Source organism: Limnochorda pilosa, from assembly GCF_001544015.1.
GTDB classification, from domain to species: domain Bacteria; phylum Bacillota; class Limnochordia; order Limnochordales; family Limnochordaceae; genus Limnochorda; species Limnochorda pilosa.
Genome location: NZ_AP014924.1, coordinates 1,206,464 through 1,233,131 on the forward strand (window position 1 = coordinate 1,206,464; position 26,668 = coordinate 1,233,131).

The window sequence follows — 26,668 nt, forward strand, 5'->3', positions numbered from 1 at the left end:
CCGCAGGATCATTCAAACGTTTGCTCACGAAGGAAGTTCGACCCTGTCCGGGAGGTCTCCTGCCTGGACGTGTCAGGAAGCGACGGAAGGTGGGGGCCGTGAACGATGCCTTACCAGGGATAGCGGGCCTCGAAGCGGGAGGTGATGAGCCAGCGCTGAACCAGCTCGGTCTCGGGGGTGCGGATGGCCCGGCGAACGTCGCTGGTGTAGCGGTTGAGGATGCGGGCGATCGCCGGGGGCTCATGGCCGTCCAGGAGGAGATCGGCCAGCACCAGGCGGTCGTCCTCGCGCCAGGGGCGGAGGACGGGCTGGTAGTACCGGTCCGCCGGCTCCTTCGCCTTGGCCTGTCTCCTCCGGGGCACGCCCGATGCACCTCCCAACCGGCTTTCTCGCAGCGGCATTCCCTCTTGCGACCGGTTCTTCGTCGCGGGCCGGGGCGACTCCTCCTGCCCTCGGCAGTATCCGCCTTGGAATGGCCTCCGTATACCGGGCCGCAGCCTGTCGGCCCCGGGAAGGTTCTCAGGCCCCGCACGGGGACATCCATCCCGCGAGGCGGCCCGTTCCGCCGGTCTCAGTCGACGCGCAGGACGATCTTCCCGAAGTGCTGGCGCTCGTCCATGCGCCGGTGGGCTTCGGCCGCTCCGGCCAGCGGGTGGACGCTGTCCACCACGGGCCGCAACCGTCCCTCGTTGACGTGGGGGAGGAGCTCCCAGAGCTCGCTCTTGCTCCCCATGTAGGAGCCGAGGATCTGGAGCTGCTTGGCGAAGAGATGGCGAAGGTGGGTGGCGCCGTTGGGGCCGGTGGTGGCGCCGCACGTCACCAGCCGCCCCCGGGGCGCCAGGGCCCGTACGCTCTGGTCCCACGTGGCCTCGCCCGTGTGCTCCACCACCACGTCCACGCCCCGCTTGCCCGTGAGCGCCTTCACCTCCGAGTGCACGTCCTGGTTCGTGTGGTTGAAGACGCGGGCCGCTCCGAGCTCCAGGGCGCGCTCGAGCTTCTCGTCGGAGCCTACGGTGGCGAAGACCTGCGCCGAGAACAGGCGGGCCACCTGGATGGCCGCCACACCTACGCCGCTGCCCGCCCCCCACACCAGCACGCTCTCCCCCGGCTGCACCCGGGCCAGGGCGACCAGCATGTGCCAGGCGGTGAGGAAGGTGAGGGGGAAGGCGGCCGCCTCCTCGAAGCTGAGGCGGGGCGGCATGGGGAGGAGGTTGGCCGCCGGGACGGTGACGTACTCGGCGTAGGTGCCGTCCCGGCCCGTTCCCAGCACGGTGTACTCCCGGCAGAGGGTGTCCCAGCCCGAAAGGCAGGCCTGGCACCGGCCGCAGGAGATCCCAGGGTTGATCACCACCCGGCGGTCGACCCAGGCGGGGTCCACCCCGGGCCCCACCTGGTCCACCACGCCGGCCCCGTCCGCACCCGGGATCCGTCCCTTGAGAGCGCCGGGCCCGTCCGGCACGCCCGTGCGGTTCCAGACGTCCAGGTGGTTGAGGGCGGCGGCCCGGAGGCGCACCCGCACCTCGCCGGGCCCGGGCTCGGGCGTGGGCACCTCCTGCCAGTGCAGGACCTCCGGGCCACCCTGCTGACGGATGATGACGGCATGCACGGATCCGCGCGGCGCCCGGCCTCCGGGGATCCGCACCGGGATCCAGGAAGATCCCGTGCCCCGGGGCCGGCACCGCCACCCCCCTTCCTGGTCAGCCTACGTTCGGCCCCGGGCTGGCGCTCCCTCAGGCCTCGAGGCCCCGGTAGTCCCGATACCATCCCTCGTCCACGCGGCTGGCAGAGAGCTTCGACGTCCACGGTGCGGCCTCCCGCCGGGCGATGGCCACGAGCTCCCGCAGGCGCTCGGGCATCACCCGGTTCAGGAAGGCCTGGCGCCGGGAGGAGTCGGTCTCCTCGGCCGCCTCGCGCCAGATGGCCCGCCCCGCCACGAAGCCGGAGGCCCCAGCCCGGCAGGCCACCTTGAGCTGGCGGGCGTAGGTGTCGAAGTCCACCCCGGCCGAGAGCAGCGCCCACGGCGTGCGCGAAGCCTCGGTGAGCTCCCGGCACGCCTGGTACCAGACCGCCTCGTCCTGGGTGACGGCGGGCGCCACCGGGAACTCGGCCTTGAAGAGGTCGATGCCGAGGGCGGTGATGCGGGCGGCGCTCTCGACGACGAGCGCCCGCCGCTCGGCCTGGAACGCCTCGCGGCTCTGGTCGTCCGAGGACGGGTACGTGACCACCTCGACCATGAGCGCGATGTCGAGGGCTCGACACCGGGCCGAGACTTGCCGGACCAGCTCCTCCTGATGGCGAGCCGCCGCCTCGCGCCGCGGGTTGTAGTAGATGAGGAGCTTGACGGCGCTCGCGCCCATGGCCTTGATCTTGGCCTCGCTCCAGCCGTCCAGCACCGAGGAGAGGCGGTCCCCGGCCCGCTCCTCGTACCCCGTGGCCTCCAATGAGACGGCCAGGCCGTTACGCCCCAGAAGGTCGCCGCTCGCCGCGAGCGGCGCGGCCCCAAACTCCGGATCCAGCAGGAACCCGGTGGCGTCCCGGTTGAGGGCGCCCACGATCTCCCGCTTGACGGCCGTCATGGCGGCGGGGTCCGAGGACCGCCCCTTACCCTCCAGCATCCGCTTCAAGGCGCCCCGCTGGTCGACGGCCACGATGCAGAAGACGCCCTCGGGCGTCGAGAGCTGCTGCAGGCCCCGCCAGCGGCCGATGGTCAACGACTCCAAGTGACCAACCCCTTTCCGCTGGAAGTGATTCGTCCCCCGCGAGTTTTCCCCTGTGCCAGTGGGAGCCCCCCTCCTCCCAAGGGCCAGCTCGCGCCGAGGGGGCCGCGTGGCCCGAGCCCAGCCCGGAGGCGAGCCGTTGCCGCCCGGGCACGGCGAACTTCCAGAAAGAAGGAGTTGGTGAAACGAGTAACGAATGCTCTCCGCGTGTGCCGTTCCACGCCCGCGTTGGGCTCGGGCACGGTCTGGGGCCGGGGGCGGGCGGCCGCCGCACCGGTCCATGGGGGCCCGGGGGCGGCGGGCGATGGGGGGATCCGGTTCGTGCAGGCGTGGACGCAGCTCCTTCAGGAGCTCACCGAGGCCCCCGGGGTGCCGGGCTTCGAGGGGCCGGTTCGGGACGTGATGCGTCGTCATCTGGAGCCCGTGGCCGATGAGATCGTTACCGACAACCTGGGCGGTGTGGCGGGCGTGCTCCGCGGCGCCTCCGGCCGCCCGCGGGTGATGGTGGCCGGGCACCTGGACGAAGTGGGATTCATGGTCTCCCACGTCACCGGTGAGGGGTTCCTGCGCTTCCAGACCCTGGGCGGCTGGTGGCACCAGGTGATGCTGGCCCAGAGGGTCCGGGTGCTCACCCGCCAGGGCGAGCATACGGGCGTCATCGGCTCCAAACCCCCGCACCTCCTATCCCCGGAGGACCGCAAGAAGCCGGTGGAGATCGCGGAGATGTTCATCGACGTGGGCGCCACCAGCCGGGAGGAGGCCGAGGCCCTGGGCATCCGGCCGGGGGATCCGGTGGTGCCTCTCTGCCCCTTCACGCGCCTGGGGAGCGGCAAGCTCCTGATGGCCAAAGCCTGGGACAACCGGGCGGGCTGCGCAGCGGCGGTGCGGGTGCTCCACGATCTGAAGGGCAGCGACCACCCCAACACCGTCTACGGGGTGGGGAACGTGCAGGAGGAGGTGGGCCTGCGGGGCGCCCAGACCATGAGCGAGCGGATCGACCCCGACGTGGCCTTCGCTGTGGACGTGGGCATCGCCGGCGACACCCCCGGCGTCAAGGAGACCGAGGCCCGGGCCCGGCTGGGCCAGGGGCCGGTGGTGCTCCTCTACGACGCCAGCATGGTGCCGCACCGGGGCCTGCGGGACCTGGTGGTCGACACGGCGGCCGAGGAGGGCATCCCGCTTCAGTTCGAGGTGATGCCCCGGGGCGGCACCGATGCGGGGCGCATGCACCTGCACGGCTCCGGCACGCCCTCCCTGGCCCTGGGGCCGCCGGTCCGCTACATCCATAGCCACGCCTCCGTCCTGCACGAGGAGGACCTGGAGCAGACGGTGCGGCTCCTGACGGCGGTGATCCGCCGCCTGGACGCAGAGACCGCCCGCCGGCTGCGGGAGCAGTGACCGGCCGGCCGGCGACCCAGTTCACCAACGAGAAGGGGTGAGACGCGGTGTATCGCGGCGGGCAGGGGATGTGGTCCTGGATCCTGCACCGGGTGACCGGTGTGGGCGTCATGTTCTTCCTCGTCTTCCACATCCTCGACACCTGGCTGGTGGGCTTCGGCCCCGAGCTCTACAACGACGTCATGGCCATCTACAACCACCCGGTCTTCCGGCTGGGCGAGGTGGGCCTGGTGGGCGCCCTGCTCTTCCACGGGCTCAACGGGGTGCGGATCGTCCTGGTGGACTTCTGGCCCCAAGCCTCGCTCTTCCAGAAGCAGCGGCAGCTCTTCTACGTGGTGGTGGGCCTCTTCGTGGTGCTCTACGTGCCCACCGCCTGGTACATGATCGCCGAGATCCTGCACTAGGGGCCGAGGCGAGCGCCCTGGGTGGGCATCGGGGCGGCGGCCACCGAACGCGTGGGAGTCTTCGGGGGAGGGAGAAGCATGGCGCGAGCCAGCGTGCATCAACGACCCGCTGGGGGCGGGTTCGAGCTCATGGCGTGGTACTTCATGCGGGTCTCCGGGCTGGTGCTCATCTTCATGGCCCTGGGGCACGTGGTCATCATGCACCTGATCAACAGCGTGGAAACCATCAACTATGCCTTCGTGGCGAGCCGCTGGGCGCTGCCCGGCTGGCGCGTGTACGACTGGGTCCTGCTGGCCCTGGCCGTCCTCCACGGAGCGAACGGCATCCGCACCCTCATCGACGACTACGTCCACCGCCGCGGATGGCGCGTGGTCTGGACCTCGGCCCTCTACGTGCTGGTCTTCGGCCTGCTGGTGACGGGCACCGAGGTCATCCTCACCTTCAACCCCGTCTCCTGACGCCGGCCGGCCCTAGGGCAGGCGGCGACCGGGCGCCGAGCCGGCGGGGTGGGGGTCCCGCAGGCGGCGTCCTCAAGGACCGGGGACGAAGGACCTAAGGAGGCAGCGGGGGATGCAACACCACACGTTTGACGCGTGTATCGTGGGCGCCGGGGGCGCGGGGCTCTTCGCCGCCCTGGAGGCCTCCCAGTCGGCCAGCGTGGCCGTCATCAGCAAGCTCTACCCGACCCGCTCCCACACGGGTACGGCCCAGGGAGGCATCGGCGCCGCGCTGGGCAACATGGAAGAGGACCACTGGGAGTGGCACATGTTCGACACGGTGAAGGGGAGCGACTACCTGGGCGATCAGGACGCGATCGAGGTCATGTGCCGGGACGCGATCGACGTGGTCTACCACCTGGAGCACCTGGGGCTCCCCTTCAGCCGCACGCCCGACGGGCGCATCGCCCAGCGGCCCTTCGGGGGCCACACCCGCAACTACGGCGAGGCCCCCGTCCGGCGGGCCTGCTACGCCGCCGACCGCACGGGCCACATGATCCTCCAGACCCTGTACCAGCAGTGCATCAAGAACCGGGTGACCTTCTTCGACGAGTTCCAGGTGCTGGACCTGCTCGTCGAGGACGGGCGCACGGCCGGCGTGGTGGCGCTGGAGCTCCGTACCGGCGAGCTGCACGTCTTCCACAGCAAGGCGGTGCTCTTCGCCACCGGCGGCTTCGGCCGGATGTACCGGGTCACCAGCAACGCCCACGCGCTCACGGGCGACGGGGCGGCGCTGGTCCTCCGCCGGGGCCTTCCCCTGGAGGACATGGAGTTCTTCCAGTTCCACCCCACGGGCATCCGGAAGATGGGGATCCTCATCACCGAGGGCGCCCGGGGTGAGGGCGGCATCCTGCGGAACAAGGACGGCGAGCGCTTCATGGAGCGCTACGCGCCCACCCTGCTGGACCTGGCGCCCCGCGACATGATCTCCCGGGCCATCTACACCGAGATCCGCGAGGGCCGGGGGATCAACGGCGAGGACTACGTCCTCCTGGACCTGACCCACCTGGATCCCAAGGTCATCGAGGAGCGGCTGCCCGACATCACCGACTTCGTCCGCACCTATCTGGGACTGGACCCCATCAAGGACCCGATCCCGGTGCAGCCCACGGCCCACTACGCCATGGGCGGCATTCCCACCGACGTGGACGGGCGTGTGGTGGTGGACGAGCAGAACACGGTCCTGCCCGGCCTCTACGCAGCCGGCGAGATCGCCTGCGTCTCCGTGCACGGCGCGAACCGGCTGGGCACCAACTCCCTCCTGGACATCCTGGTCTTCGGCCGCCGGGCAGGGGCCGACATCGCCCGCTTCGTGAAGGAGGCGGAGCTGCCGCCGCTGCCCAAGGAGCCCGATGGCAACGTGCGGGCAGAGGTGGAGCGGCTCCTGGGGCAGCAGGGCAAGGAGCACGCGGCGACCCTCCGCCGGGAGCTCCAGGACGCCATGATGGACAAGGCTTCGGTCTTCCGCACCGAGGAGGGCCTCACCGAGATGCGGGAGAAGCTGGGCGAGCTGCGGGAGCGCTACCGCCACGTGCACGTGGGGGACCGGGGGCACCAGTTCAACACCGACCTGCTCGAGACCATGGAGCTGGGCTTCATGCTCGACCTGGCCGAAGCGACGGTGGAGTCGGCCCTGGCCCGCAAGGAGAGCCGCGGCGCCCACTACCGGGAGGACTATCCGAAGCGGGACGACGCCAACTTCCTCAAGCACACCCTCTTCCACCGGAAAGAAGAGGGCGGCTTCGAGCTCCGGTACAAGCCCGTGACCATCACGCGCTTCCAGCCCAAGGAGCGGGTCTACTGACCGCGAAGGTCTGGGCATCGGCGGGGGTCTACGAGGGGCGGCGGGCGGCCGGCGCCGGCCGCGACGCCGCAACCAGGGGTGGAAGATAGGGGTGGAGAATCGATGAAGGTAGAGCTTTCGATCCGGCGCTTCAACCCCGAGACGGACCAGCGGCCGCACGTGGAGCGCTACCAGGTGGAGGTGGAGCCGTCGGACCGCCTCCTGGACGCGCTCAACCAGGTGAAGTGGTACCAGGACGGCACGCTCACCTACCGGCGGTCGTGCGCGCACGGCATCTGCGGCTCCGACGCGATGCTGATCAACGGGGTGAACCGGCTGGCCTGCAAGGTCCTCATCCGCGACCTGGGGGACCGCATCACCGTGGAGCCGCTCCGGGGCTTCCGGGTGATCAAGGACCTGGTGGTGGACATGGAGCCCTTCTTCGCCGCCTACCGGTCGGTGAAGCCGTACCTCATCAACGACGACCCGGTGCCGCACGTGGAGCGGCTCCAGTCGCCCGAGGAGCGGGAGCGCTTCGACGACACGACCAAGTGCATCCTCTGCGCCGCCTGCACCACCTCGTGCCCGTCCTTCTGGGCCAACGAGGAGTACATCGGGCCGGCGGCCATCGTCAACGCCCACCGCTTCATCTTCGACAGCCGCGACCAGGGGGCTCAGGAGCGGCTGGAGGTGCTCAACTCCAAGGACGGCGTCTGGCGGTGCCGCACCATCTTCAACTGCACCGACGCCTGCCCCCGGGGCATCGAGGTGACCCGGGCGATCCAGGACGTGAAGCGCCACCTGCTGGACGTGAGGGTGTAGGACCCGCACGGCGGCGTACGCCTAGTCCGTCTGGCCCAGACGCGTGGGCGCGGGAGCCACCCGTGCTGGCGCGTCCGGGCCATTTACGCGGGAACCGTTCGCAACTATCCTGACGGCAGGCGGAGCCCGGCGGCGGAGCGCGCCCATGGGCCCGCAAGCACCGGTACCGGGCCCTGGGAGGGATGAGGGTGTCGATCCGACGGGTGACAGCGCTGCTGATGACCCTCGCGCTCGCTGCGGGGTGGTGGGGTACCTCGGCCCTGGGAGCCGAGGAGGCCCAGGAAACCCAGGAGGCCCCCGAGGCGGCTGCCCCCCAGGCAGCCCCGGAAGCACAGGCCCCGGAGGTCATGGTGGTGCTGCGCGACTTCCAGGTCGTCCTTCCCAAGGGGACCGTAGGGCAACGCCTGGTCCTTCCCGTGGGGACCACGGTCCGGTTCGTGAACGAGGGACCTTCCTACCACAACGTGCGCCAGTCCCGTCCCGAGGAGGCCTACGGCGGCCACTACCTCTTCCAGTCGCCGGACCTGGCCCCCGGCGAGAGCTGGCGCTACACCTTCGATCAGCCCGGCACCTACCCCATCCTCTGCGATTTCGGCGCCCACTACCTCCTGGGCATGACGGCCGAGATCGAGGTCACGCCATGACGCCGGGCGCCTCATTCTACGAGGACCCCGAAGGGGATCGCGCGCAAGGCTGGCCGTGACCGGATCGCCCGCCGGGTCTGCCTGCGCGCGACCCGGTCTCGGCCCGACCCGCCCCAACCCACCCCACCCGTTTGAACCTTCCAGTGCCGAGCGGTATAATGCCGGAGTAGCGGTCCAATGCGATCCGCCCCTGCACCCCATCCACACCGGAGGTGACCCGCGCCTTGCCCCACCCGGACGGCTTGCCCGAGAGCCGCGAGGACGCGATCGAGCTGCTTCGGACGTACACCGAATCGCCCCAACTGGTGAAGCACGCGCTGGCCGTAGAGGCGGCCCTGGCCGCCTACGCCGGCCACTTCCACGCGCCGGGGGAGCTCTGGGCGCGCACCGGCCTGCTGCACGACCTGGACTACGAGCGCTGGCCGGAAGAGCACCCCCATCGCGGCGTGGCGCTGCTGGCGGAGCGGGGGTACCCGGAGGCCGTCCTGCACGCGATCCGGGCGCACGCCGACGGGACGGTGCCCCGGGAAAGCCTGCTGGACCGGGCGCTCTTCGCCGTTGACGAGCTCACCGGCTTCCTGGCGGCGGTGGCCCTGGTGCGGCCGGACCGCCGCATCGACCAGGTCACCTTCGGATCGGTTCGCAAGAAGATGAAGGACAAGAGTTTCGCCCGGGGCGTGGACCGGGAGGACCTGGAGCGGAGCGCGCAGGAGCTGGGAGTGCCCTTCCAGGAGCACGTGGAGCGGGTCATCGGCGCCATGAGGGGCATCGCCTCCGAGCTGGAGCTGGACGGGCGGGCGGCCTCGGGGCGCTGAGCCCGCCGGGGGAGGTCCCTTGAGCGGGACACGCCATTTCACCGTCGACGAGGCGAATCGCCTCATCCCCTTCCTCCGGCAGGAGCTCCTGCGCCTGAAGGCTCTGGTGCGGTCGGCCCAGGAGACGTACCGGGAGCTCGAGGTCATCAAGGCGGTGGGGGCGGACGAGTCCGGACGGCTGGTGATGCTGGCGGACTACAAAGACGCCCGCAGGCGGCTGCGCGCGCTGGGCGACGAAGCGGGCGCTCTGGTGGAAGGCATTCACCGGAGGGGCTGCGAGCTGAAGGACGTGGAGCTGGGGCTGGTGGACTTCCCCGCACTCCTGGACGGGCGGGAGGTGCTCCTCTGCTGGCGGATGGACGAGGACGAGGTGCGTCACTACCACGACCCTGCCGCGGGCTACGCCGGGCGGAAGCCGCTGCCGCCGGCTCCCGGTTCAGAGCCCTCCCGAGGCGGCTGACATGGCCGGCGCCGTGAGCCGGCTGGCTTCCAACCAGGAGAAGGGGCCGGTGGTGCGGATCTACACCGATGGGGCCTGCTCGGGCAACCCCGGCCCGGGGGGGTGGGCGGCCGTCCTCCTCTACGGGCAGAAGGTGAAGGAGCTCTCGGGGTTCGAGGCCGAGACCACCAACCAGCGCATGGAGCTGCGGGCCGCCGTGGAGGCCCTGAGCGCCCTGACCCGGCCGTGCCGGGTGGACCTCTACTCGGACTCGGCCTACCTGGTGAACGCCTTCCGGCAGGGGTGGGTGGAGCGCTGGCTCGCGAACGGGTGGCGCACGGCCCGCAAGGAGCCCGTGGAGAACCAGGACCTCTGGCACCGGCTGGTGGAGCTGACGGGGCGGCACCGGGTCCAGTGGCTGAAGGTGCGGGGCCACGCCCAGGTGCCGTGGAACGAGCGGTGTGACCAGCTTGCCCGCCAGGCCATCCGGACGGGGGTCCGCGGCGCCCCGGAAGGAGAATGATCCTTCCGGCCCGAACTCTTCCGAAGAACCCAGCACAACAGGCCAGTTGAGAACGCTTGCCACCTGGAGGGAGAAGGGTGGGCCCCCCCAAAGGCAGGGTCGTGAAGGTCCTGGCCGTCCTGGTCCTCTTTGCCTGGATCGCCCGGGTCGAGGCCGCGGTGCAACCTCTGCGCCCGGACGAGGTGCCCGAGGCGCTGGCGCGCGTCGCGCACGCGAACCGGATCTACGATCGGGACATGACGGTGCGCCAGGAGTACGACGTGCGGGCGCTGTTGATGCGCTGGCAGTTCACCGGGACCGTCCGCAAGGAGGGCGCCGAGGCACACGTGGAGCTGCAGGGGGCTCCGTCCTTCTTCCCCGAGGACCTGTCGACGACGCTCTTCGACGTCGCCCAGTGGCTGGAGACGTTCGACGTCGAGTACCAGGGCCTGGAGGCGGTGGAGGGGCGCACGCACCACGTCTTTCGCGGCGAGCCCCGGCGCGACGATGGGAGCTCGACCCGATGGGGAACCATTTGGGTAGACCCCGAGACCTTCCTGATCGACCGCATCCTGGTCCAGTACTGGTGGGGCCGGGTTACCATCCAGCAGGGCTTTCGGACGGAAGGAGAGTACGTGCTCCTCGACCGCCAGAGCGCACGCATCGACCCGCTGGGCATCCGGGCCGAGGTGCGGTGGAAAGACTACCGCTTCGTCGATCGCCGCTAGGGCCGAGGGCACGGTCTGAAGCGAGGACTGGTATCCCATGAGGATGGAGAGTGAGACCTACCGTATGGCGGTCTCCAGGCATTTCGACGCGCTGCGGGAGAAAGACGACGGCCGCGACGAGGAACAGCAGGCTCTGGAGCGCATGGCGCTCGAGCCCCGGCAGACGCGCGAGTTCCTCAAGAACCTGGACGGGCAGCCGCCCGAGGTTCAGCGCCACTTCTACGCGTACCTGCTCGCACGCGGCAAGACCGACGCCTTCTTCGCGGACATGGAGCGGCACCTGCGCCACCGCTTCTACGAGGCGCGGGAGGAGATCAAGGCGGTGCTCGCGACCCTCACCCAGGAACCGGAGGTCCTCCCCGGTCTCTTCCGTCTCATCCGGCAGACGGACGAGGGGTGGCTCGCCGGCGAGCTGATCCACCTCTGCCTCTCCTTCGCCCCCGAGCACCTCGCGGGCGCGGTGGAGCAGGCGCTGGGCTCGCGGGACTACCTGCTCCAGTGCCTGGGCATCTACCTGGCCGGCCAGTCGGCCGATCCCCTCCTGGCCGACGTGCTCATCGGTTTCTACCGGAAGCCCGAGGGGGAGAAGCTGGACCGACTGGAGAGCAAGAGCCGAGACGCCCTCCTGGAGGCATCGGCCAAGCTGCCGCCGAGCGTGCTCAGGGGATGGCTCTCCGACAGCAACGCCAGGGTACGTCGGGTGGGCGTGGAAGCCGCTCGGAGCCGGAAGGCGCTGGAGACCGCCGCGGACCTGGTGCGCCTGGTGCTGGTGGACGCCAAGACCCGCGACGAGGCGGCGGCGGCCCTGCTCGTCCTGGAGGAAGCCGGGCTCCGGCTCACCCCCGGCGGCGAGGGGGCCGAAGGGGTGGCCCAGCTCCTCGGCCAGGCCCGGCGCGACGCGATGGAGAAGGTGATCAAGGGGCTGGCCCGCCAGGGGGGCGACGCGGTCCGCCAGGTGGCCCTCAAGCTCATCGACTTCGTCGCGAGCCAGGACCTGCTCTTCCAGGCGCGGCGCATGGCGGTGGAAGACCGCGTGCCAGCCGTACAGAAGGGCGCCCTGGACCTGCTCCTGGCGCGCGACCGGAAGCTGCTCCTGGACGCGCTGGTCCACCTGGCCGAGGCGCGCGGCACCCTGGCGCCGGACCTCAGGGCACGGGTGGGGGAGATCGTCGAGCAGGCGCTCACCCCAGACGAGCGGGAGGAGCTTCGCCGGCGGGTGGAGGAGAAGCGCCACCGGCGCGACCGCGCCCTGGAGCGGTACAGCGCCGACGTGGAGTGGTGGCGCGACGAGGACTGATCCCACCCTTCCCACCCGGGCCCGCGACCTCCGGTCGCGGGCCCGCTGCATTCCCGCGTGTTCGCTTGGAATGCGTGCATGAATTTCCTATCTCCCCTCCATACTAAGCCGCGAAAGACGGCGAGGGACCCAAGGACGGAAGAGGGGGAGAGATCGTGGCGCGATCCAATCGGCAGAAGCAGCCCTACTACGCGAAGCTGGTGGGGGAGAAGTCGGCGGAGCAGGTCCAGCGCTCGCCCGAAGGAGAGGGAGAAGAGACGGGCGATCCCTTCCAGAGCGTCTACGCTGAGATGGGCATGAAGGCCTTCGGGGCCTTCACCAACCTCCTGGACTACCTGTCGGTGCTGCGGCCCGCGGAGGCCCTGGGCTGGGGGAGGGGTGGCGAGCAGGCTCGCCGGGTGATGGAGGAGGCCGTGCGGCCCGCGGCCCAGGAGATCATGGAGCTCCGGGCCCGCCTGGACCGGGTCGAGGCCCAGATGGTCCAGGTGGTCGCGGGCATGAACCGCATGGACCGCTTTGCCCTGGACACCTTCCGCCAGATCGAGGAGCTGACCCGCCGCCTTTCCCAGATTCAGGAGCGGGTCGAGGCGGCCGCCCGGCAGATGGAGGCGCTGGGGCCCTCCGTGGACCGCTGGGCCGTGGTGCGGGGGCGCATCCCCAAGGAAGAGGCCGTGGAGCTGGCCATCAACGCCGCCCGGGAGCTCCGGCTGAAGGGGCGGAAGCTCACCCTGGCTGCGGTGGCCCGCCAGGCAGGGCTGAAGTACGGCCAGGTGATGTACGCCTTCGGCAACAAGGAGCGATTCTTCCAGCAGCTGGAAGGCGCCCTTGCTGCGGGCGAGGTGGAGGCCCTCTCCGAAAGCGCTTCGGCCTGACCCGACCCGGCGCGGTCTGAGTCGCAGGCGGGGTCAGGGCGTGCGGCCCGGCTTCCCATACCCCACCAGGCGGGTGGTGGAGAGGCCGGGCCGCAGCTCCACCAGCACCAGCTCGATGCCGAGGCGCTCCAGCGTGGGCGCCTCGGGGAGCGTCCGGGGGGTGTAGTCCCCGCCCTTCACGTACACGTGGGGACGGACCGCTTCCAGCAGACGGTCCGCGTGGAGGTCGCCGAAGAGGACCACGTAGTCTACGGGCTTCAGGGCGGCCAGGAGCAGCGCCCGGTGCGGCGCTGGCTGGACGGGCCGCCCGGGGCCCTTGAGGCGGCGCACGGAGAGGTCCGTGTTCAGCCCTACCACCAAGCGATCCGCGCGGGCGCGAGCGGCCTGCAGGAGGTGCAGGTGGCCCGGATGGAGCAGGTCGAAGCATCCGTTGGTCAGGGCCAGGCGGAGCCCGGCGGCGGCCAGGGCCGCCCCTTCGGCCTGGAAGCTCCAAAGGTCGAAGATGCGGGCCGCCGTCTCGCCGGCCGTCCAGGACGGGGAGGGCCCTGGCCCTGGGGGCGTCGGGGCGGCCGTACCCGGAGAGCCGCCAGGACTCATCGGGTGGACGCACCCCCGAAGGCCGGCGGATCCACGGGCTCCGGGGAGGGTAGCTGATCGTCCAGGGCTTCCAGCATCTCCTCGGGGGAAACCGTGGCCGTTCCAGGCTTGCGAACCACGATGCCGCCGGCCACCGAGGCCAGGAGCGCCGCCTGCAGCACGCTCCCGCCGGCAGCCCGGGCCAGCGCCAGTACCGCGGCTACCGTGTCACCGGCGCCGGTGACGTCGTAGACCCGGGCGGGCCGGACGGCGGGGACGTGGTGCACGGGCCCTCCGGCCAGGGCTACCACCAGGCCCTCCTCTCCCCGGGTGACCACGGCCGCGCTCACCTCGAGCCTGCGGCAGAGTTCGAGGGCGGCCCGGGCCGCGTCCTCGCGCCCGCGCAGGGGAAGGCCCAACCACTCCTCCACCTCCGACTGGTTGGGCGTGGGCATCCCCAGCCCCCGGAAGAAGTCCAGGCGGTGCCGGGTGTCCACCACCACCGGCGGCGCTCCCTGCACGAATCGGCTGGCGTAGCCCCGCAAGAGCTCCAGGGCCGACCGGTCGACCACCCTGTCCGCGTAGTCGGCGACGAGGACCGCGTCGGCCGCGCCCAGGGAGCGGGTGAGCGCGATGCGGAGGGCGGCGCGGGCATCCTCGGGAGGCTCCCATTCCTCGTTCTGGTCGATGCGCAAGACCTGCTGCTGGAGGGCATGCCGGCCCCCCGCCACCACCCGGGTCTTGGTGATGGTGCGCCCCCCCGGGACCTCCACCAGCCCCTCGGTGGAGGCGCCCATGACGGCGAAGGCGGCCATCAGCGCCTGGCCGGGCTCGTCGTCGCCCACGAGACCCACGGGCACGGCCAGGCCGCCCAGGGACGCCACGTTGGCGGCCGCGTTCCCGGCTCCACCCGGCCGTACCTCGCGCCCCTTCTCGCGCAGGATGAGCACCGGCGCCTCCCGGGAGATGCGCGCCGGCTCCGCGAAGAGATAGCGGTCTGCCAGGAAGTCGCCCACCACGCAGACCCGGCACCCGGCGAAGGCTCGGATCAGCCGCTTCAGCGCCGCCACGGACAGGTTATCGTCACCGGTCGGGGGAAGAGGTGGGCCGGGGTCTCGAAAGGATCGTAGGGGATCGAAAGGGTCGTGGACGGACGTGGAGACTCCCTCCTCAGGGTGACCGGTCGCTCTGGCTTCAGGAGGAGGCGCGGAGGCTCATCCTACGGCGGTCGGCCCCTGGGCCTGGGCGTGCTCGGCCCCGGCGTCCGCGTAGGCCTGGAGGAGCCGGTCGGTCATGCGGGCCACGGAGAGCTCCGCAGCCCGGCGCCTGGCCTCGGCCGCCATGCGGTCCCTCCTCTCCTTGTTCGACAGGAGCTCGAGCACCCTTTCCACGAAGGTCGGGACGTCGTGGGGGGTCAGGTAGCCGTCGATACCGTCCCGCACCAGGTCGGTGACGCCCGAAGCGGAGACAGCCACCACCGGCAGCCCTGCGGCCATCGACTCCGCGATGACGAGCCCCTGGGTCTCGGTCTGGGAGGCGAAGACGAAGAGGTCCGCCCCCGCGTAGGCGTCGATCACCCGCTCGTGGGGGAGGAAGCCGGTCATGATCACCCGGCCGGCCACGCCCAGAGCCCGGGCCCGGGCCTCGAGGCGTTCCCGGTCGGGCCCGCCCGCCGCCAGGACCAACCAGGCCCGCGGGACCTTGGGAAGGATGAGCGCCATGGCTTCCAGCAGGAACTCCAGGTTCTTCTCCCGGGCCAGCCGCCCCACGTAAAGCAGGACGGGATCGCCCGGCTTCGTGGCCCACTCGCGCGAGAGCCACCCGGGGTCGCCCGCCGCCAGGGCGTCGGGATCGATGCCCGTGGGGATGACGCGGATCGGCCGCGTCACGCCCTGGGCCCGGATGCGCGCCTCCACCGGCTGGCTGGGGGCGATCACCAGGTCGCAGCGGTTGGCGAACGAGCGGACCCAGTGGACGGTGAGGCGGCGGGTCACCTGGGGCGGCGTGAAGGGGACGTAGTGCACGTACTCATCGTACAGGGTGTGGTGGGTGAAGACCACGGGCACCCCCAGACGCCGGGCGAGACGGGCGCCCAGCCTCCCCATGAGGAAAGGCGAGTGGACGTGGATCACATCAAGGGCCAGCTCGCGGGCCCTCCGGGTGAGGTGGGGCGCGAAGGGGAGGGCCAGGCTGAACTCGGGGTTGCTGGGCGCCCTCACCGAGCGAAAACGGTAGACGTCCGGCTCGTCCTCCCGGTGGCCCGGGTATGACGGGGCGAAGATCGCGACCGCGTGGCCCCGCCGCCGGAGCTCGCCCGCGAAGCTCTCGATGGACCGCACCACCCCGCTCACGTACGGCCGGTAGCTGTCGGAAAACATGCCGATGCGCACGTTCAGGGCCCCTCGAAAGCCGGCACCGTCGACTGGGCCGCCGTTCGCTCGAGAAGCGGCCCGGCTGCGGCCATGACGTCGTCCACGGTGATCTGGCGGATGCACTCGAAGTTGCACGCCGGGTTGCGGAAGGAGTGGAGGTACAGGTTGGCCGCCTCCAGCCAGTGGATGCACGGGCCGCACACGTCGCGGCGCACCACCCGGTGCATCTCCCCGAGAGGCCGGAAGTTGGCGGGGTCCGTGGGGCCGAAGAGGGCGACCACCGGCGTGCCCACCGCCTCAGCCATGTGCATGGGCCCCGAGTCGTTGCCGATGAAGAGCTGGCAGGCCTGAAGCACGGCGGCCGTCTGGCGGAGCCCCAGGGATCCGGTGAGGTCCACCATGGGTCGCCGTGCCTGCCGCATGATCTCGCCGGCCAGCTCCACGTCGTCCTCCCCACCCACCAGCACCACGCCCGCCCCGTAGCGATCCACCAGGCCGTCGGCCACCTCGGCGAATCCCCGGGTGGACCAGCGTTTCCCGCGAAAGAAGTGACCGCCCGGGTGGATGGCCACCAGCGGGCGTCCGGCCACACCCCGCCGGGCCAGGAGCCGCACGGCTTCCGCCCTCTCCGCGGGTTCCAGGTAGAGCCGGAGCCGGAGGGGGACCTCCGGGGCCCCGCAGGCGCGCACCACGTTCAGGCAGTAACGAGCTGCGTGAACCTGCCGGTCGTCGGGGATGGGCACGGTGTAGAGCCAGCCCAGCTCCTCGGAACGGAAGCCCGCCCGGAAGCGCGCCCGGATCAGGGCGAGCAGCCAGCTTCCAAAATGGGAGAGGCCCACCGCCAGGTCCAGCGACCGCTCCTGCAGCTCGTGAAAGGCCTTGGGGAGCTCCAAGCTGTTCCGGCAGGCGATGATCTCGTCGACGTGGGGGTTTCCCCGCAGGAGCGCCGCGTTGCTCTGCCAGCAGCAGACGCTGATGCTCGCCTGGGGGTACGCGAGATCCAGGGCTTCGAGGGCCGGGGTGGCGAAGAGGGTGTCCCCCAGCGGGCTCAGGAGGAGCACCAGGATGCGTTGGATCGATGCCGGATCGAAGGGCTCCTGGCCGGTCTCACCTTTGGCAGAGAAAGGAAGCATCGTTCCGGTCTGTCCCCCAGTCCCGGCCCCGAGGTTCGCCGATGTCGTTCCCGAGGTTCACCGGCGCCGGCGAGCCCCCAGGAGGCTGGGCCTCGCTTCGGGCGCGTGTGGCAGGTCCATTCTACCATATCGGGCGCGGAACCACACCGGGTGAGGCGTGTGGGACGGGGCCGGCCGGAGGTGTCAGGAGGGAACCTGCCCCGAGGTCTGGGAGAGCGAGGGACGGCGCTCCGCCCGGCAGACGGGGCAAAGGCCCTCGAAGTAGAGCTCGACAGCCTCGAGGTGGTACCCGGTCTCCACTTCGGCCGCGCTGGCTAGGGTGTCCAGGGATGGGCCGTAGTAGTCCGCCAACCGCCCGCACTCCCGGCAGACCACGTGGTAGTGCTGAGAGGTGTCCGCGTCGAAGCGGCTGGCGCTGCCGTCCACACGCAGCTCGCGCACCAGCCCCTCCTGGGCCAGCATGTTGAGGGTGTTGTAGACCGTACCCCGGCTCAACCCGGGGAAGCGGGCGTGAAGCTGACCGAAGATCTCCTCGGCGCTGGGGTGGCTCTTGGTGTTCTTGAGGAAGTGGTAGATCGCCTGGCGCTGGGGGGTGAGGCGCATGCCCTTCCTCCGCAATGCCAGCAGCTCTTCGTCCACACGTGGTCCCCCCCTGGCCGGCGATCGGATGCCATGGCTGAAAGCCGTTCTCAATCCGACCTGTCTTACCTTATGGTACCCCGGTGATGCGGACGTGTCAACGGAACCATGGGCCCCGCAGCAGGATTGATCGTGCCTTCGTTGCATTCTATACAGGAACGGCCTGCCGAGGGGCGATTCTCTGTTCCTGAAAGAGGGGCCGCGGGTGCCCGGAAGCCACAGGCGGACGCTTTCCCACGAAGGGACCTTCCACGTGGAGGTCAAGGGCTCCCGCTTCCTGGCGGTGGCCCGTCCCGTTTCCGACCCCGCTGGCGCCCGCTCCCTCCAGGAGGAGATGCGGGCCCGCCATCCCCAGGCGAGGCACCACGTCTGGGCCGCCCGGCTGGCCGAGCCGGAGCTCTGGCAGTCGTACGACGAGGACGGGGAGCCCGCCGGGACGGCCGGGCGGCCGATCATGGGCCTCCTGGAGCGAGCCTCCCTGGTCCAGGTGGCGGTGGTGGTCACCCGTTACTTCGGGGGAACGCTGCTGGGCGCCGGCGGTCTGGTGCGGGCCTATACCCAGAGCGCGCAGGGGGCCCTGGAGGCCGCCGGGCCCGTGGAGGTCGTCCCCCTGGTGCGGCTCGAGGCCTCGTGCGATTACCCGACGGCGGCCCGACTGGAGCCCAGGTTGCGGGAGTGGGGCGCCCGGGTGGTGAACGCCCGGTACGGGGCCGAGGTCACCTGGGAGCTGGAGCTCCCCGCGGAGCTCGAGGCGGAGGTGGACGCGTCCCTGCGCGGCCAGAGCCGGGGCGCGGCCGTCGTGCGCCGGCTGGGCAGGGCCTGGGGCCCTCCGCCCCGCCCATAGCCTGCTGAGGCCGGCACACCGGGCTTCCTGTCCTGTGGAAAACCGGGCCGGCCGCGTGGGGGCTGGGCTCGGGCCCGGCCCACATCCGAAGGAGGAGATGGAGCCGCATGTCTCCCTGGATCGACCTGCGGAGCGACACCGTCACCCAACCCACCAGCGCCATGCGCGAGGCCATGGCCCGGGCCGAGGTGGGCGACGACGTGTACGGCGAGGACCCCACGGTCAACCGCCTGGAGGCCGAGGCGGCCCGCCGGATGGGGAAGGAGGCCGGCCTCTTCTGCGCCTCGGGCACCATGGCCAACCTGTTGGGGGTGCTGAGCCAGACCCAGCCAGGGGACGAGCTCATCTGCGAGGCCGAGGCGCACGTCTACTACTACGAGGTGGCTGGCATGAGCCGCATCGGCGGCGTGATCCCCCGCACGCTGCCGGGCGAGCGGGGCCGCCTCCTGCCCGAGCAGGTCGAGCGGGCCCTCCGGGCGCCCGACATCCACTTCCCGCCCACCCGCCTCCTCTGCCTGGAGAACACCCACAATCGGGGCGGCGGCAGCACCTACGGGGTGGAGGAGACCGAGCGCCTCGCCCGGGTGGCCCACGACCACGGGTTGAAGGTGCACCTGGACGGGGCGCGGATCTTCAACGCCGCGCTCGCCCGGGGCGTGGAGGCCGCCCGGCTGGCGGCGCCAGCGGATACGGTGATGTTCTGCCTCTCCAAGGGGTTGAGCGCGCCGGTGGGCTCGGTCCTGTGCGGGCCGGAGGAGACCATTCGGCGGGCCCGGAAGCTGCGGAAGCTGGTGGGCGGCGGCATGCGGCAGGCGGGGGTGCTGGCGGCCGCAGGGCTGGTGGCCCTGGAGCAGATGGTGGACCGCCTGGCCGAGGACCACGCCAGGGCCTGGCGCCTGGCCCAGGCCCTGGCCGGGACCCCAGGCGTCGAGCTGGACCCCGAGACGGTGGAGACCAACATCGTCTCTTTCGAAGTGACGTGCTGCCCGGAGAAGGCCTTCCTTGCCGCGCTGCGGGACGAGGGTGTGCTGGCGGGGAGCCCCGGCCCAGGCCGGGTGCGGATGGTGCTCCACCGGCACATAGGGGACGCGGAGCTGGAGGCGGCCGTCGGGGCCGTGCGGCGGGTGACCGCCCGGCCGGGCGCAGCCTGACGGCTTTGGCAACGCGGGCTGCGGCGAGCCCCTGCGCGCCCGTGAGCCGGCGGCCGGGAGGGGAGGCCGCATAGGGCCCGCCGCCGGGCCGGCACACTAAGGGGGCCCTGACGGGTGGCGCCGGCCGCATTCGGGGAGGGAACGGGGCGGCCACGGACGGCGGGCGCTCGCGTCCCCGCCAGGAGCCCTCTTGGGAAGGTTGATCCGCATGATCACGGCCCAGGTCTCCCTCTACCCCGTGGAGAGCGACGATCCGGACGAGGTCGTCAACCTGTCGCTGCAGGGCCTGGCAGACCACGGTGTTCACTGGCAGGTGGGACCGGTCAGCACCGAGATCCAGGGGGAGCCGGAGCAGGTCTGGGGGGCGATTCGCTCCCTCTTCGACCAGGCGCTCGCGCAGGGTGCCGGCGAGGTTTCGATGGTGGTGACGGTGACGAACGCGCGACCCTGAGGGCGTCCTCCAGCTCCCGGCGCACGCCGCGGTCGCACTCCGTCACCAGGGCGGCGGCCAGCGCCTCCACGGCGCGGGCGGTCGCGATGCGCCCCAGGGCCCAGGCGGCCGCACCCCGCACCGTGGGCGACGGATCGGCGACCAGCCGTTCCGCCAGGGCGGGGACGGTGCTAGCCCGGCGGAGGTTCCCCAGGGCATAGGCGGCGTTCCGTTGGAGGACCTTCTCGTCCCGCCAGTTGAGCGCGCTGTGGGCGAAACGCTCCCGGAAGCCCTGCCGGGTGAGGGTGAGGAGCTCGAGCAGCGACGGGTTGGGGCCCACCTGGGGCAATGGGTCCAGGAGCGCGCCCTCAGGGTCGACGTCCCGGTTCCAGGGGCAGACCTGCTGGCAGATGTCGCATCCCCAGACGTACCGGCCCAGGCTTTCGCGCCGCTCGCCGGGCAGCGGTCCCCGGAGTTGGGTGGCCTCGGAGATGCAAAGGCGCGGGTCGACCCGGTACGGCTCCAGCGCGCCCGTGGGGCACGCCTCCACGCACCGGTTGCAGGTGCCGCAGTCCAGGGAGACGGGCTCGTCGGGCGTCAGGGCGACGTCGGTGACCGCCTCGCCCAGGACCACCCACGAGCCGGCCCCATTCACGAAGAGGCACCCGTTCTTGCCGACCCCCCCCAGCCCGGCCTTCTCGGCCACGGCCCGGTCCACGGCCGGCCCCGTGTCCACCAGGAGCCGCCATCGCACCGGGCGCCCGGCGCGCCGGGCAAGAAGGGCCATCAGCTTCCGCAACCCCTCTTCGATCACGGGATGGTAGTCTTCGAAGCAAGCGTATCGGGCCACGAGGCCGCGGGGCGAGCCGTCCGAGGGCGCGGAGCGGGGCGGGTGGGGGTAGGCCAGGGCCACCGCCACCACGGAGCGGGCTCCTTCCAGCCAGCGGGAGGGATCCGTGCGCAAGGCGGCGTCCGGGTGGGTGAAGGCGGGGTAGGTGCCCTGCTCGGCCTGGGACTGCAGCAGCGCCCGCGCCCGTGCCAGCTCCGAGGCGGGCGCGATGCCCACACGATGGAAGCCCAGGCGACGGCCTTCGGCCTTGAGTTCTTCCTCCAGGCTCACGCAGGCACCCCCCGGCAGGTGGCGGCACGTGCGAGGCGAAATGGTTAGGGGACTGGGGCAGGAGGTGAGCCTCCGGGCGGTCCCATCGGAGAGGATTCCCCAGCCCCAAGGAGGTTCTCAGATGGCGGTAACCGAGGTACGTCCCAAGCCGGCCAGTGAGGACGCCCTCAGCGTCGCCCTCACCCAGCTCCGGGCGGCCGGCCGGGAGCTCGGCCTGGCGGACGACCTGATCGAGTACCTCAGCAGGCCGCAGCGGGTGCTCAGCGTCAACTTCCCCGTCAAGATGGACGACGGTCGTCTGCGGATGTTTGCAGGATACCGTGTACAGCATAACTTTGCAAGGGGTCCGGCAAAAGGAGGCATTCGTTTCCACCCCAGCGTGACCATGGACGAGGTCATCGCCCTGGCCATGTGGATGACCTGGAAGTGCGCCGTGGTGGACATCCCCTACGGCGGCGCCAAGGGCGGTGTGGTGGTGGACACCAAGGCGCTCTCCCTCTCGGAGCTCGAGCGGCTCACCCGGCGCTTCGCCACCGAGATCAGCCTCCTCATCGGCCCCGAAAAAGACATTCCGGCGCCCGACATGTACACCAACCCGCAGATCATGGCCTGGATCATGGACACCTACTCCATGCACCAGGGCTACTCCATTCCGGCGGTGGTCACCGGCAAGCCGCTGGAGATCGGGGGCTCGCTGGGCCGGAGCGCAGCCACCGGGCGGGGCGCGGTCGACGTGCTGGACGAGTACGCCCGCACCAAGGGCATCCGGCTGCAAGGGGCCGCCGCCGTGGTGCAGGGTTTCGGCAACGTGGGCGGCGCGGCGGCCAGGTTCCTCCACGACCTGGGCCTGAAGGTGATCGGTGTCGGCGACATCACCGGGGCCCTTTACCACGAGCAGGGGCTCGACATCCCCGCCATGCTCGAGCATCGTGACCGGTATGGAAGCATCGAAGGCTACGAGGGCGGAGAGCCCATCTCCAACGAGGAGCTCCTCGCGCTGCCGTGCGACGTCCTGGTGCCCGCAGCCCTGGAGAACCAGCTCACCGGGGCCAACGCCGACGACGTCAAGGCGAAGATCATCCTGGAGGGGGCCAACGGTCCCACCACACCCGAGGCGGACGAGATCTTCCGCGACAAGGGCATCGTGGTGCTCCCGGACATCCTGGCCAACGCCGGCGGCGTCACCGTCTCGTACTTCGAGTGGGTCCAGGGGCTCGAGCGCTTCCTCTGGGACGAAGAGGAAGTGAACCGCCGCCTCCGCCAGAAGATGACCCGGGCCCTCCACGAAGTGATGGAGGTCGCTGAGCGGGAGGACGTGACCTACCGACAGGCCGCGTACTACCTGGCCCTGGGCCGCGTGGCGGACGCGGTGCGGATCCGCGGGATCTACCCGTAAGCTCCGGCAACGACGCCGTCGAGCGCGGCGGGGCCGGACGCTGCACGAAGGAACCGGCTGCACCCCGAAGGGGGCAGGGAGGGCCGCCGCGAGGCGGCCTCCTCGCGCCCCGCGCGTCCTCCGGCCGCGCGCGGGATGGGCAGGAAATCTCCCACGGAGAATGAATAAACATCCCCATTCCAGTCAGGCTCGTCCCAACGAAGGGGCCCAGGGCGGGGGGAATCATCCCCCGCCTGACGCCCCACCCTACCCTCAGACCGGAGGTGGCGTTCTTGCTCTCCCTCGAGGCCCTCCGGGGCCCCCTGGCCGTGGCCCAGCACCAGCTGGAAGAGGCCGCGGCGCGGCTCGGCATCCCACCGCACGTGGTCGATCTCCTGCGGGAGCCGGAGCGGGCGATCGCGGTCCGCTTTCCCGTCCGCATGGACGACGGCTCCACCCGCATCTTCACCGGTTACCGCGTTCAGCACAGCACCGCCCGGGGGCCCGGCAAGGGAGGCCTCCGCTTCCACCCCGACGTAACCCAGGACGAGGTGAGCGCGCTCGCCATGTGGATGACGTGGAAGTGCGCGCTCCTGGACCTGCCCTTCGGCGGCGCCAAGGGCGGGGTGATCTGCAACCCCAAGGAGCTCTCGGAGGGGGAGCTGGAGCGGCTCTCCCGGCGGTTCGCCGAGGAGATCGCCGGCCTGGTGGGCCCGGGGCGGGACATCCCTGCGCCCGACGTCTACACCGACGAACGGGTGATGGGCTGGATGATGGACACCTTCAGCCGCATGGGCGGGCGGCCGCTCCCCGAGTCGGTGACGGGCAAGCCGCTGGCGCTGGGGGGCTCGCACGGCCGCAGCACGGCCACGGCCCGCGGGCTGGTGGAGACGGTGAAGGAGGCTACAGGCCGCCTGGGGCTGCCGCTGAAGGGCGCGCGGGCGGTCATCCAGGGATTCGGCAACGCCGGTGCCCACGCCGCCCGGTTCTTGGAGGAGCTGGGCTGCCGCGTGGTGGCCGTCAGCGACTCGCAAGCCGCGGTCGGCCGGGAGGACGGGCTCCCGGTGGAGGTGCTGGTGGCCCACAAGGAGCGCACCGGGAGCGTGGCGGGCTTCCCGGGGGCCGAGGAGGTGCGCCCGCCCGAGAGCATCGTCGAGCTGCCCTGCGAGATCCTGATCCCTGCGGCGCTGGAGGGAAGCATCACCGAGGAGAACGCCCCCCGCATCCAGGCCCGCCTGGTGGCGGAGGCGGCCAACGGCCCTACCCTGCCCGCGGCCGATCGGATCCTTCACGAGCGCGGCGTCACCGTGATCCCGGACATCCTGGCCAACGCGGGCGGCGTGACCGTCTCCTACTTCGAGTGGGTGCAAGGACTCCAGCGCTACGCCTGGAAAGAGGAGACGGTGGCCGAGCGCCTGGCGGAACACATGCGGGAAGCGTTCGCGCATGCCTGGGAGGTGGCCCGGAGGGAGGGCACCGACCTGCGCACCGCCGCGACCATGGTGGCCGTGAGCCGCGTCTACGACGCCCTGAGGTGGCGGGGCGTGTGATGCGGGTCGGGCGCGGGGGCGCGGCGATCCCTCCGCCGGGCGCGGGCCCTGAGCGGGGATGTGAGGCCCCGTAGAAAGGCAGGGGGAGACTCGTGGGAGACGAGCTGGCACAACGGGTGATGGAGCCTCTCTGGGAGAGAGCCCGCAGCCTCAAGCGGCGGGTGCTCCTGGTGGAGGGCGAGGACGAGCGGGTTCTTCGGGCGGCCCGGATCCTGGCCGACGAGGGCTTGGTGGAACCGGCGGTGGTGGGCGACACCGATCGGGTGCGGCAGTTGGCCGGCCGGATCGGCATGGACCTGGCCGGCATCGAGCTCCGGGACCCGGCCCGCGATCCGCAGCGGGAGGCCCTGATCGCCCATCTCTTGGAGCTCCGGCGCGAGAAGGGCATGACGGCGGAGCAGGCGGAGCGCCTGGTCCGCGCCGACGTCAACTACTACGGCGCCCTGCTGGTGCTCCGGGGGGAGGCGCACGGGTACGTGGGCGGGGCGGCGCACGCCACCGCCGACACCCTGCGGCCGGCCCTCCAGCTCATCCGGGCCCGTTCGGGCGTGAAGACCGTCTCGTCCTACTTCATCATGGTCGTGCCCGACCGCCGCTTCGGGGAGGACGGGGTGCTGCTCTTCGCGGACTGCGGCCTGGTCCCCCAGCCCGAGCCCGAGGAACTGGCCGAGATCGGGCTCAGCACCGCGGCCAGCACCCGGAGCCTCTTCGGCGTCGAGCCCCGGGTGGCTTTCCTCTCCTTCTCCACCCTGGGGAGTGCGAGCCACCCGCTGGTGGACCGGGTGCGGGAGGCGGTTCGCATCGCCCGCGAGCGGGAGCCAGGCTTGGCCCTGGACGGGGAGCTGCAGGTGGACGCCGCCCTGATCCCCGAGGTGGCCGCCCGCAAGGCGCCCGGCAGCGGTGTGGCGGGCCGGGCCAACGTGCTCGTCTTCCCGGACCTGCAGGCCGGGAACATCGGATACAAGCTGGTCCAGCGCCTGGCGGGGGCGGCCGCTCTCGGGCCCATCGTGCAGGGCCTGCGCAAGCCCGTGAACGACCTCTCCCGGGGGTGCAGCGCCGAGGACGTGGTTCAGGTGGCGGTGCTCACGGCGCTGGGGGAGTGACGGGACCTTCTCTGCTCCCGTGAATCCGGCGGGACGGGGCCGGCCCCGCCCGCCGGGCGGCTACTCCCAGTCGAACTCGCCCATGCACTCGGGGCAGAGGTCGTACGCCTCCAGTTCCACCATCATCCGCACCTCTTCGGGCGACTCGGTCTCCACCCGGTGCTCGGCCGGAAGTTGATGGATCGGGCACGCCGCCGCCTCTGCCGAGTGCACCCGGTGCCGGTGGGTGTCGGCCACGTAGCGACTCATGAGGAAACCTCCTCCCTTCCCCCAGGATGCCGCTGGCCGCGGCGGTCCATGTGCGCGGGCAGCTGGGGGCGAGCCTGGCTTTGCCCCCGAGGGGACGGTTTGGCCTTCACCAAGTCACCGATGCAGGCAAGGCCAAAGACCGGCCTTCGCCTTGGCCAAAGGGCCGGTGCCGTGCTATACTGCGGCCGCCTGGACCGAACGGGTGGGGAGGAGCACGCGTGAGCGAGGGGAGCGAGGGCCGGAGGCGGGTGGTTTCGCCCGTCATCTCAGCGGCCCTGGTGGCCGCGACGACCAACCTGGTCCTGGGGCTCGTGAAGCTCTGGGGAGCCTGGTCCTCGGGCTCTACCGCCCTCATGGCCGATGGCTACGACTCCCTCGCGGACGCCCTCATCAGTGCCGTGGTGCTGGGCGGCCTCATCGTGGCCCGTCGACCCGCGGACCAGGACCACCCCTACGGGCACGGCAAGGCCGAAAGCATCGCCTCCCTGGCCGTGGCCCTCTTCGTGGCCGCGGCCGGCCTCCAGATCGGGATCGAGGCCTGGAGCCGCTTGCGCCTTCCCCAATCGGCCCCGCCGGGCACCGTTGCGTTGGGGGTCGCGGCCCTTTCGGTGGCAGTGAAGCTCCTCCTGGCCTCGTACCACCTGCGGGTGGGGAAGGCCAACCATTCGCCCGCCCTGGAGGCCAACGGGCGCAACTTCCGGGCCGACGTCGTCTCCTCCGCCGGCGTCTTCGCCGGCGTGCTGGGAGCCCGCCTGGGGTGGCCATGGCTCGACCCCTTGGCTGGCCTCCTCATCGCCCTGCTGGTGCTGCGCACCGGCTTATCGGTGGCCCGGCGGTCGGTGGACGAGCTGATGGATCGGGTCTGGGATCCGGACCTGGTGGAGCAGATGGTCCACGCCATCCGCACCGTCAGGGGGTGCCGGGCCGTGGAGCGCATCCATCCTCGGTCCATGGGCTCGTACCTGGTGGTGGACCTGGAGATCGGCGTGCCCGCCCACCTCACCGTGCGGGAGGGCGACCAGGTGGCTCATCAGGTGGAGCAGGCCATCCGCGATCAGTGTCCCCAGGTCGCCCAGGTGCTGGTCCACGTGAACCCTGTATAGGCCGCGTCGCTTCCGCTACCCGCACGGCGAGCGGCTCCGCAACCGGGTGAACGGCGACCACCCGCTCGAGGTCTACCGGTATGGGTGCACCTGGACCCACGCAC

At 71.3% G+C, this 26,668-nt stretch carries 28 protein-coding genes and 1 pseudogene; 19 read left to right on the top strand and 10 right to left on the bottom strand.

Annotation, left to right across the window (positions count from 1 at the left end; all coding sequences use genetic code 11):
- Positions 1-110: 110 nt before the first annotated feature.
- The 3 genes from LIP_RS05315 to LIP_RS05325 all read right to left on the bottom strand — a co-directional run bounded on the left by LIP_RS05315 (position 111) and on the right by LIP_RS05325 (position 2,720).
- Positions 111-362, bottom strand: coding sequence for a hypothetical protein (locus LIP_RS05315; RefSeq protein WP_068135295.1), 252 nt, complete (start codon positions 360-362; stop codon positions 111-113).
- Positions 363-571: 209 nt separating this feature from the next.
- Positions 572-1,606, bottom strand: a complete 1,035-nt coding sequence (locus LIP_RS05320; RefSeq protein ID WP_068135300.1) for a zinc-binding dehydrogenase — start codon at positions 1,604-1,606, stop codon at positions 572-574.
- A 124-nt stretch (positions 1,607-1,730) separates the two neighbouring features.
- Positions 1,731-2,720, bottom strand: a complete 990-nt coding sequence (locus tag LIP_RS05325) for a tagatose 1,6-diphosphate aldolase (protein ID WP_068135304.1) — start codon at positions 2,718-2,720, stop codon at positions 1,731-1,733.
- Positions 2,721-3,038: 318 nt separating this feature from the next.
- On the opposite strand from LIP_RS05325, the gene LIP_RS05330 reads away from it, so the two are divergent.
- The 12 genes from LIP_RS05330 (at position 3,039) to LIP_RS05385 (ending at position 12,919) form a co-directional block, all read left to right on the top strand.
- Positions 3,039-4,115, top strand: a complete 1,077-nt coding sequence (locus LIP_RS05330; RefSeq protein WP_231699345.1) for a M42 family metallopeptidase — start codon at positions 3,039-3,041, stop codon at positions 4,113-4,115.
- Positions 4,116-4,162: 47 nt separating this feature from the next.
- Complete coding sequence (gene sdhC, locus LIP_RS05335) at positions 4,163-4,519, top strand: succinate dehydrogenase, cytochrome b556 subunit (RefSeq protein WP_231699346.1); 357 nt, start codon at positions 4,163-4,165, stop codon at positions 4,517-4,519.
- 78 nt (positions 4,520-4,597) lie between these two features.
- A complete protein-coding gene (locus tag LIP_RS05340; protein ID WP_068135308.1) occupies positions 4,598-4,978 on the top strand; it encodes a succinate dehydrogenase in 381 nt (126 codons plus the stop codon).
- A 112-nt stretch (positions 4,979-5,090) separates the two neighbouring features.
- Positions 5,091-6,821 (top strand): succinate dehydrogenase flavoprotein subunit, encoded by a 1,731-nt coding sequence (gene sdhA, locus LIP_RS05345; RefSeq protein ID WP_068135311.1) that lies wholly within the window; start codon positions 5,091-5,093, stop codon positions 6,819-6,821.
- Positions 6,822-6,923: 102 nt separating this feature from the next.
- Positions 6,924-7,622 (top strand): succinate dehydrogenase iron-sulfur subunit, encoded by a 699-nt coding sequence (locus LIP_RS05350; protein WP_068135313.1) that lies wholly within the window; start codon positions 6,924-6,926, stop codon positions 7,620-7,622.
- Positions 7,623-7,810: 188 nt separating this feature from the next.
- On the top strand, positions 7,811-8,266 hold the full coding sequence (locus LIP_RS05355; protein ID WP_068135316.1) for a cupredoxin domain-containing protein: 456 nt from the start codon (positions 7,811-7,813) through the stop codon (positions 8,264-8,266).
- 224 nt (positions 8,267-8,490) lie between these two features.
- Positions 8,491-9,081: an HDIG domain-containing metalloprotein gene (locus tag LIP_RS05360; RefSeq protein ID WP_198409740.1), complete on the top strand. Its 591-nt coding sequence runs from the start codon at positions 8,491-8,493 to the stop codon at positions 9,079-9,081.
- A 19-nt stretch (positions 9,082-9,100) separates the two neighbouring features.
- Positions 9,101-9,541: a DUF2203 domain-containing protein gene (locus tag LIP_RS05365; RefSeq protein WP_068135320.1), complete on the top strand. Its 441-nt coding sequence runs from the start codon at positions 9,101-9,103 to the stop codon at positions 9,539-9,541.
- Between the two features lies 1 nt (position 9,542).
- Positions 9,543-10,043, top strand: coding sequence for a ribonuclease HI (gene rnhA / locus LIP_RS05370; protein ID WP_068135324.1), 501 nt, complete (start codon positions 9,543-9,545; stop codon positions 10,041-10,043).
- Between the two features lie 77 nt (positions 10,044-10,120).
- Positions 10,121-10,750: a LolA-like protein gene (locus LIP_RS05375; protein ID WP_144440344.1), complete on the top strand. Its 630-nt coding sequence runs from the start codon at positions 10,121-10,123 to the stop codon at positions 10,748-10,750.
- 37 nt (positions 10,751-10,787) lie between these two features.
- Positions 10,788-12,047, top strand: coding sequence for a hypothetical protein (locus LIP_RS05380; RefSeq protein WP_068135330.1), 1,260 nt, complete (start codon positions 10,788-10,790; stop codon positions 12,045-12,047).
- Between the two features lie 155 nt (positions 12,048-12,202).
- Positions 12,203-12,919 (top strand): hypothetical protein, encoded by a 717-nt coding sequence (locus LIP_RS05385; protein ID WP_068135331.1) that lies wholly within the window; start codon positions 12,203-12,205, stop codon positions 12,917-12,919.
- A 33-nt stretch (positions 12,920-12,952) separates the two neighbouring features.
- On the opposite strand, the gene LIP_RS05390 is transcribed toward LIP_RS05385, so the two are convergent.
- The 5 genes from LIP_RS05390 to LIP_RS05410 all read right to left on the bottom strand — a co-directional run bounded on the left by LIP_RS05390 (position 12,953) and on the right by LIP_RS05410 (position 17,639).
- Complete coding sequence (locus LIP_RS05390; RefSeq protein ID WP_068135334.1) at positions 12,953-13,516, bottom strand: adenylyltransferase/cytidyltransferase family protein; 564 nt, start codon at positions 13,514-13,516, stop codon at positions 12,953-12,955.
- The gene (locus tag LIP_RS05395; protein ID WP_068135337.1) at positions 13,513-14,565 is read right to left on the bottom strand and encodes a bifunctional heptose 7-phosphate kinase/heptose 1-phosphate adenyltransferase; all 1,053 of its coding nucleotides are present in this window, start codon (positions 14,563-14,565) and stop codon (positions 13,513-13,515) included. The genes LIP_RS05390 and LIP_RS05395 overlap by 4 nt, the downstream gene beginning before the upstream one ends.
- Positions 14,566-14,709: 144 nt before the next feature.
- Entirely contained in the window at positions 14,710-15,885 is a 1,176-nt protein-coding gene (locus LIP_RS05400) for a glycosyltransferase family 4 protein (RefSeq protein WP_068135340.1), read from the bottom strand.
- Positions 15,886-15,887: 2 nt separating this feature from the next.
- Complete coding sequence (locus LIP_RS05405) at positions 15,888-17,000, bottom strand: glycosyltransferase family 9 protein (RefSeq protein ID WP_068135343.1); 1,113 nt, start codon at positions 16,998-17,000, stop codon at positions 15,888-15,890.
- 183 nt (positions 17,001-17,183) lie between these two features.
- Entirely contained in the window at positions 17,184-17,639 is a 456-nt protein-coding gene (locus tag LIP_RS05410; RefSeq protein ID WP_068135347.1) for a Fur family transcriptional regulator, read from the bottom strand.
- Between the two features lie 205 nt (positions 17,640-17,844).
- Here LIP_RS05410 and LIP_RS05415 point away from each other — a divergent pair, with 205 nt between their 5' ends.
- The 3 genes from LIP_RS05415 to LIP_RS20440 all read left to right on the top strand — a co-directional run bounded on the left by LIP_RS05415 (position 17,845) and on the right by LIP_RS20440 (position 20,085).
- Complete coding sequence (locus LIP_RS05415) at positions 17,845-18,483, top strand: IMPACT family protein (protein WP_068135350.1); 639 nt, start codon at positions 17,845-17,847, stop codon at positions 18,481-18,483.
- 107 nt (positions 18,484-18,590) lie between these two features.
- On the top strand, positions 18,591-19,634 hold the full coding sequence (locus LIP_RS05420) for a GntG family PLP-dependent aldolase (protein ID WP_068135352.1): 1,044 nt from the start codon (positions 18,591-18,593) through the stop codon (positions 19,632-19,634).
- Positions 19,635-19,842: 208 nt separating this feature from the next.
- Positions 19,843-20,085, top strand: coding sequence for a YkoF family thiamine/hydroxymethylpyrimidine-binding protein (locus LIP_RS20440; protein WP_082725902.1), 243 nt, complete (start codon positions 19,843-19,845; stop codon positions 20,083-20,085).
- Positions 20,086-20,092: 7 nt separating this feature from the next.
- Here LIP_RS20440 and queG read toward each other — a convergent pair.
- Positions 20,093-21,184, bottom strand: a pseudogene (queG, locus tag LIP_RS19265) (tRNA epoxyqueuosine(34) reductase QueG); the annotation flags it as partial.
- 121 nt (positions 21,185-21,305) lie between these two features.
- Here queG and LIP_RS05430 point away from each other — a divergent pair.
- The 3 genes from LIP_RS05430 to pta all read left to right on the top strand — a co-directional run bounded on the left by LIP_RS05430 (position 21,306) and on the right by pta (position 25,212).
- The gene (locus LIP_RS05430) at positions 21,306-22,580 is read left to right on the top strand and encodes a Glu/Leu/Phe/Val family dehydrogenase (RefSeq protein WP_068135357.1); all 1,275 of its coding nucleotides are present in this window, start codon (positions 21,306-21,308) and stop codon (positions 22,578-22,580) included.
- A gap of 272 nt (positions 22,581-22,852) precedes the next feature.
- Entirely contained in the window at positions 22,853-24,109 is a 1,257-nt protein-coding gene (locus LIP_RS05435; RefSeq protein ID WP_068135360.1) for a Glu/Leu/Phe/Val family dehydrogenase, read from the top strand.
- Positions 24,110-24,201: 92 nt separating this feature from the next.
- Positions 24,202-25,212 (top strand): phosphate acetyltransferase, encoded by a 1,011-nt coding sequence (pta, locus tag LIP_RS05440; RefSeq protein ID WP_231699347.1) that lies wholly within the window; start codon positions 24,202-24,204, stop codon positions 25,210-25,212.
- A gap of 60 nt (positions 25,213-25,272) precedes the next feature.
- Here pta and LIP_RS05445 read toward each other — a convergent pair whose 3' ends face one another.
- Positions 25,273-25,461: a hypothetical protein gene (locus LIP_RS05445; RefSeq protein WP_068135364.1), complete on the bottom strand. Its 189-nt coding sequence runs from the start codon at positions 25,459-25,461 to the stop codon at positions 25,273-25,275.
- Positions 25,462-25,679: 218 nt separating this feature from the next.
- Here LIP_RS05445 and LIP_RS05450 point away from each other — a divergent pair, with 218 nt between their 5' ends.
- A complete protein-coding gene (locus LIP_RS05450; RefSeq protein ID WP_068135366.1) occupies positions 25,680-26,564 on the top strand; it encodes a cation diffusion facilitator family transporter in 885 nt (294 codons plus the stop codon).
- Positions 26,565-26,668 lie beyond the last annotated feature (104 nt).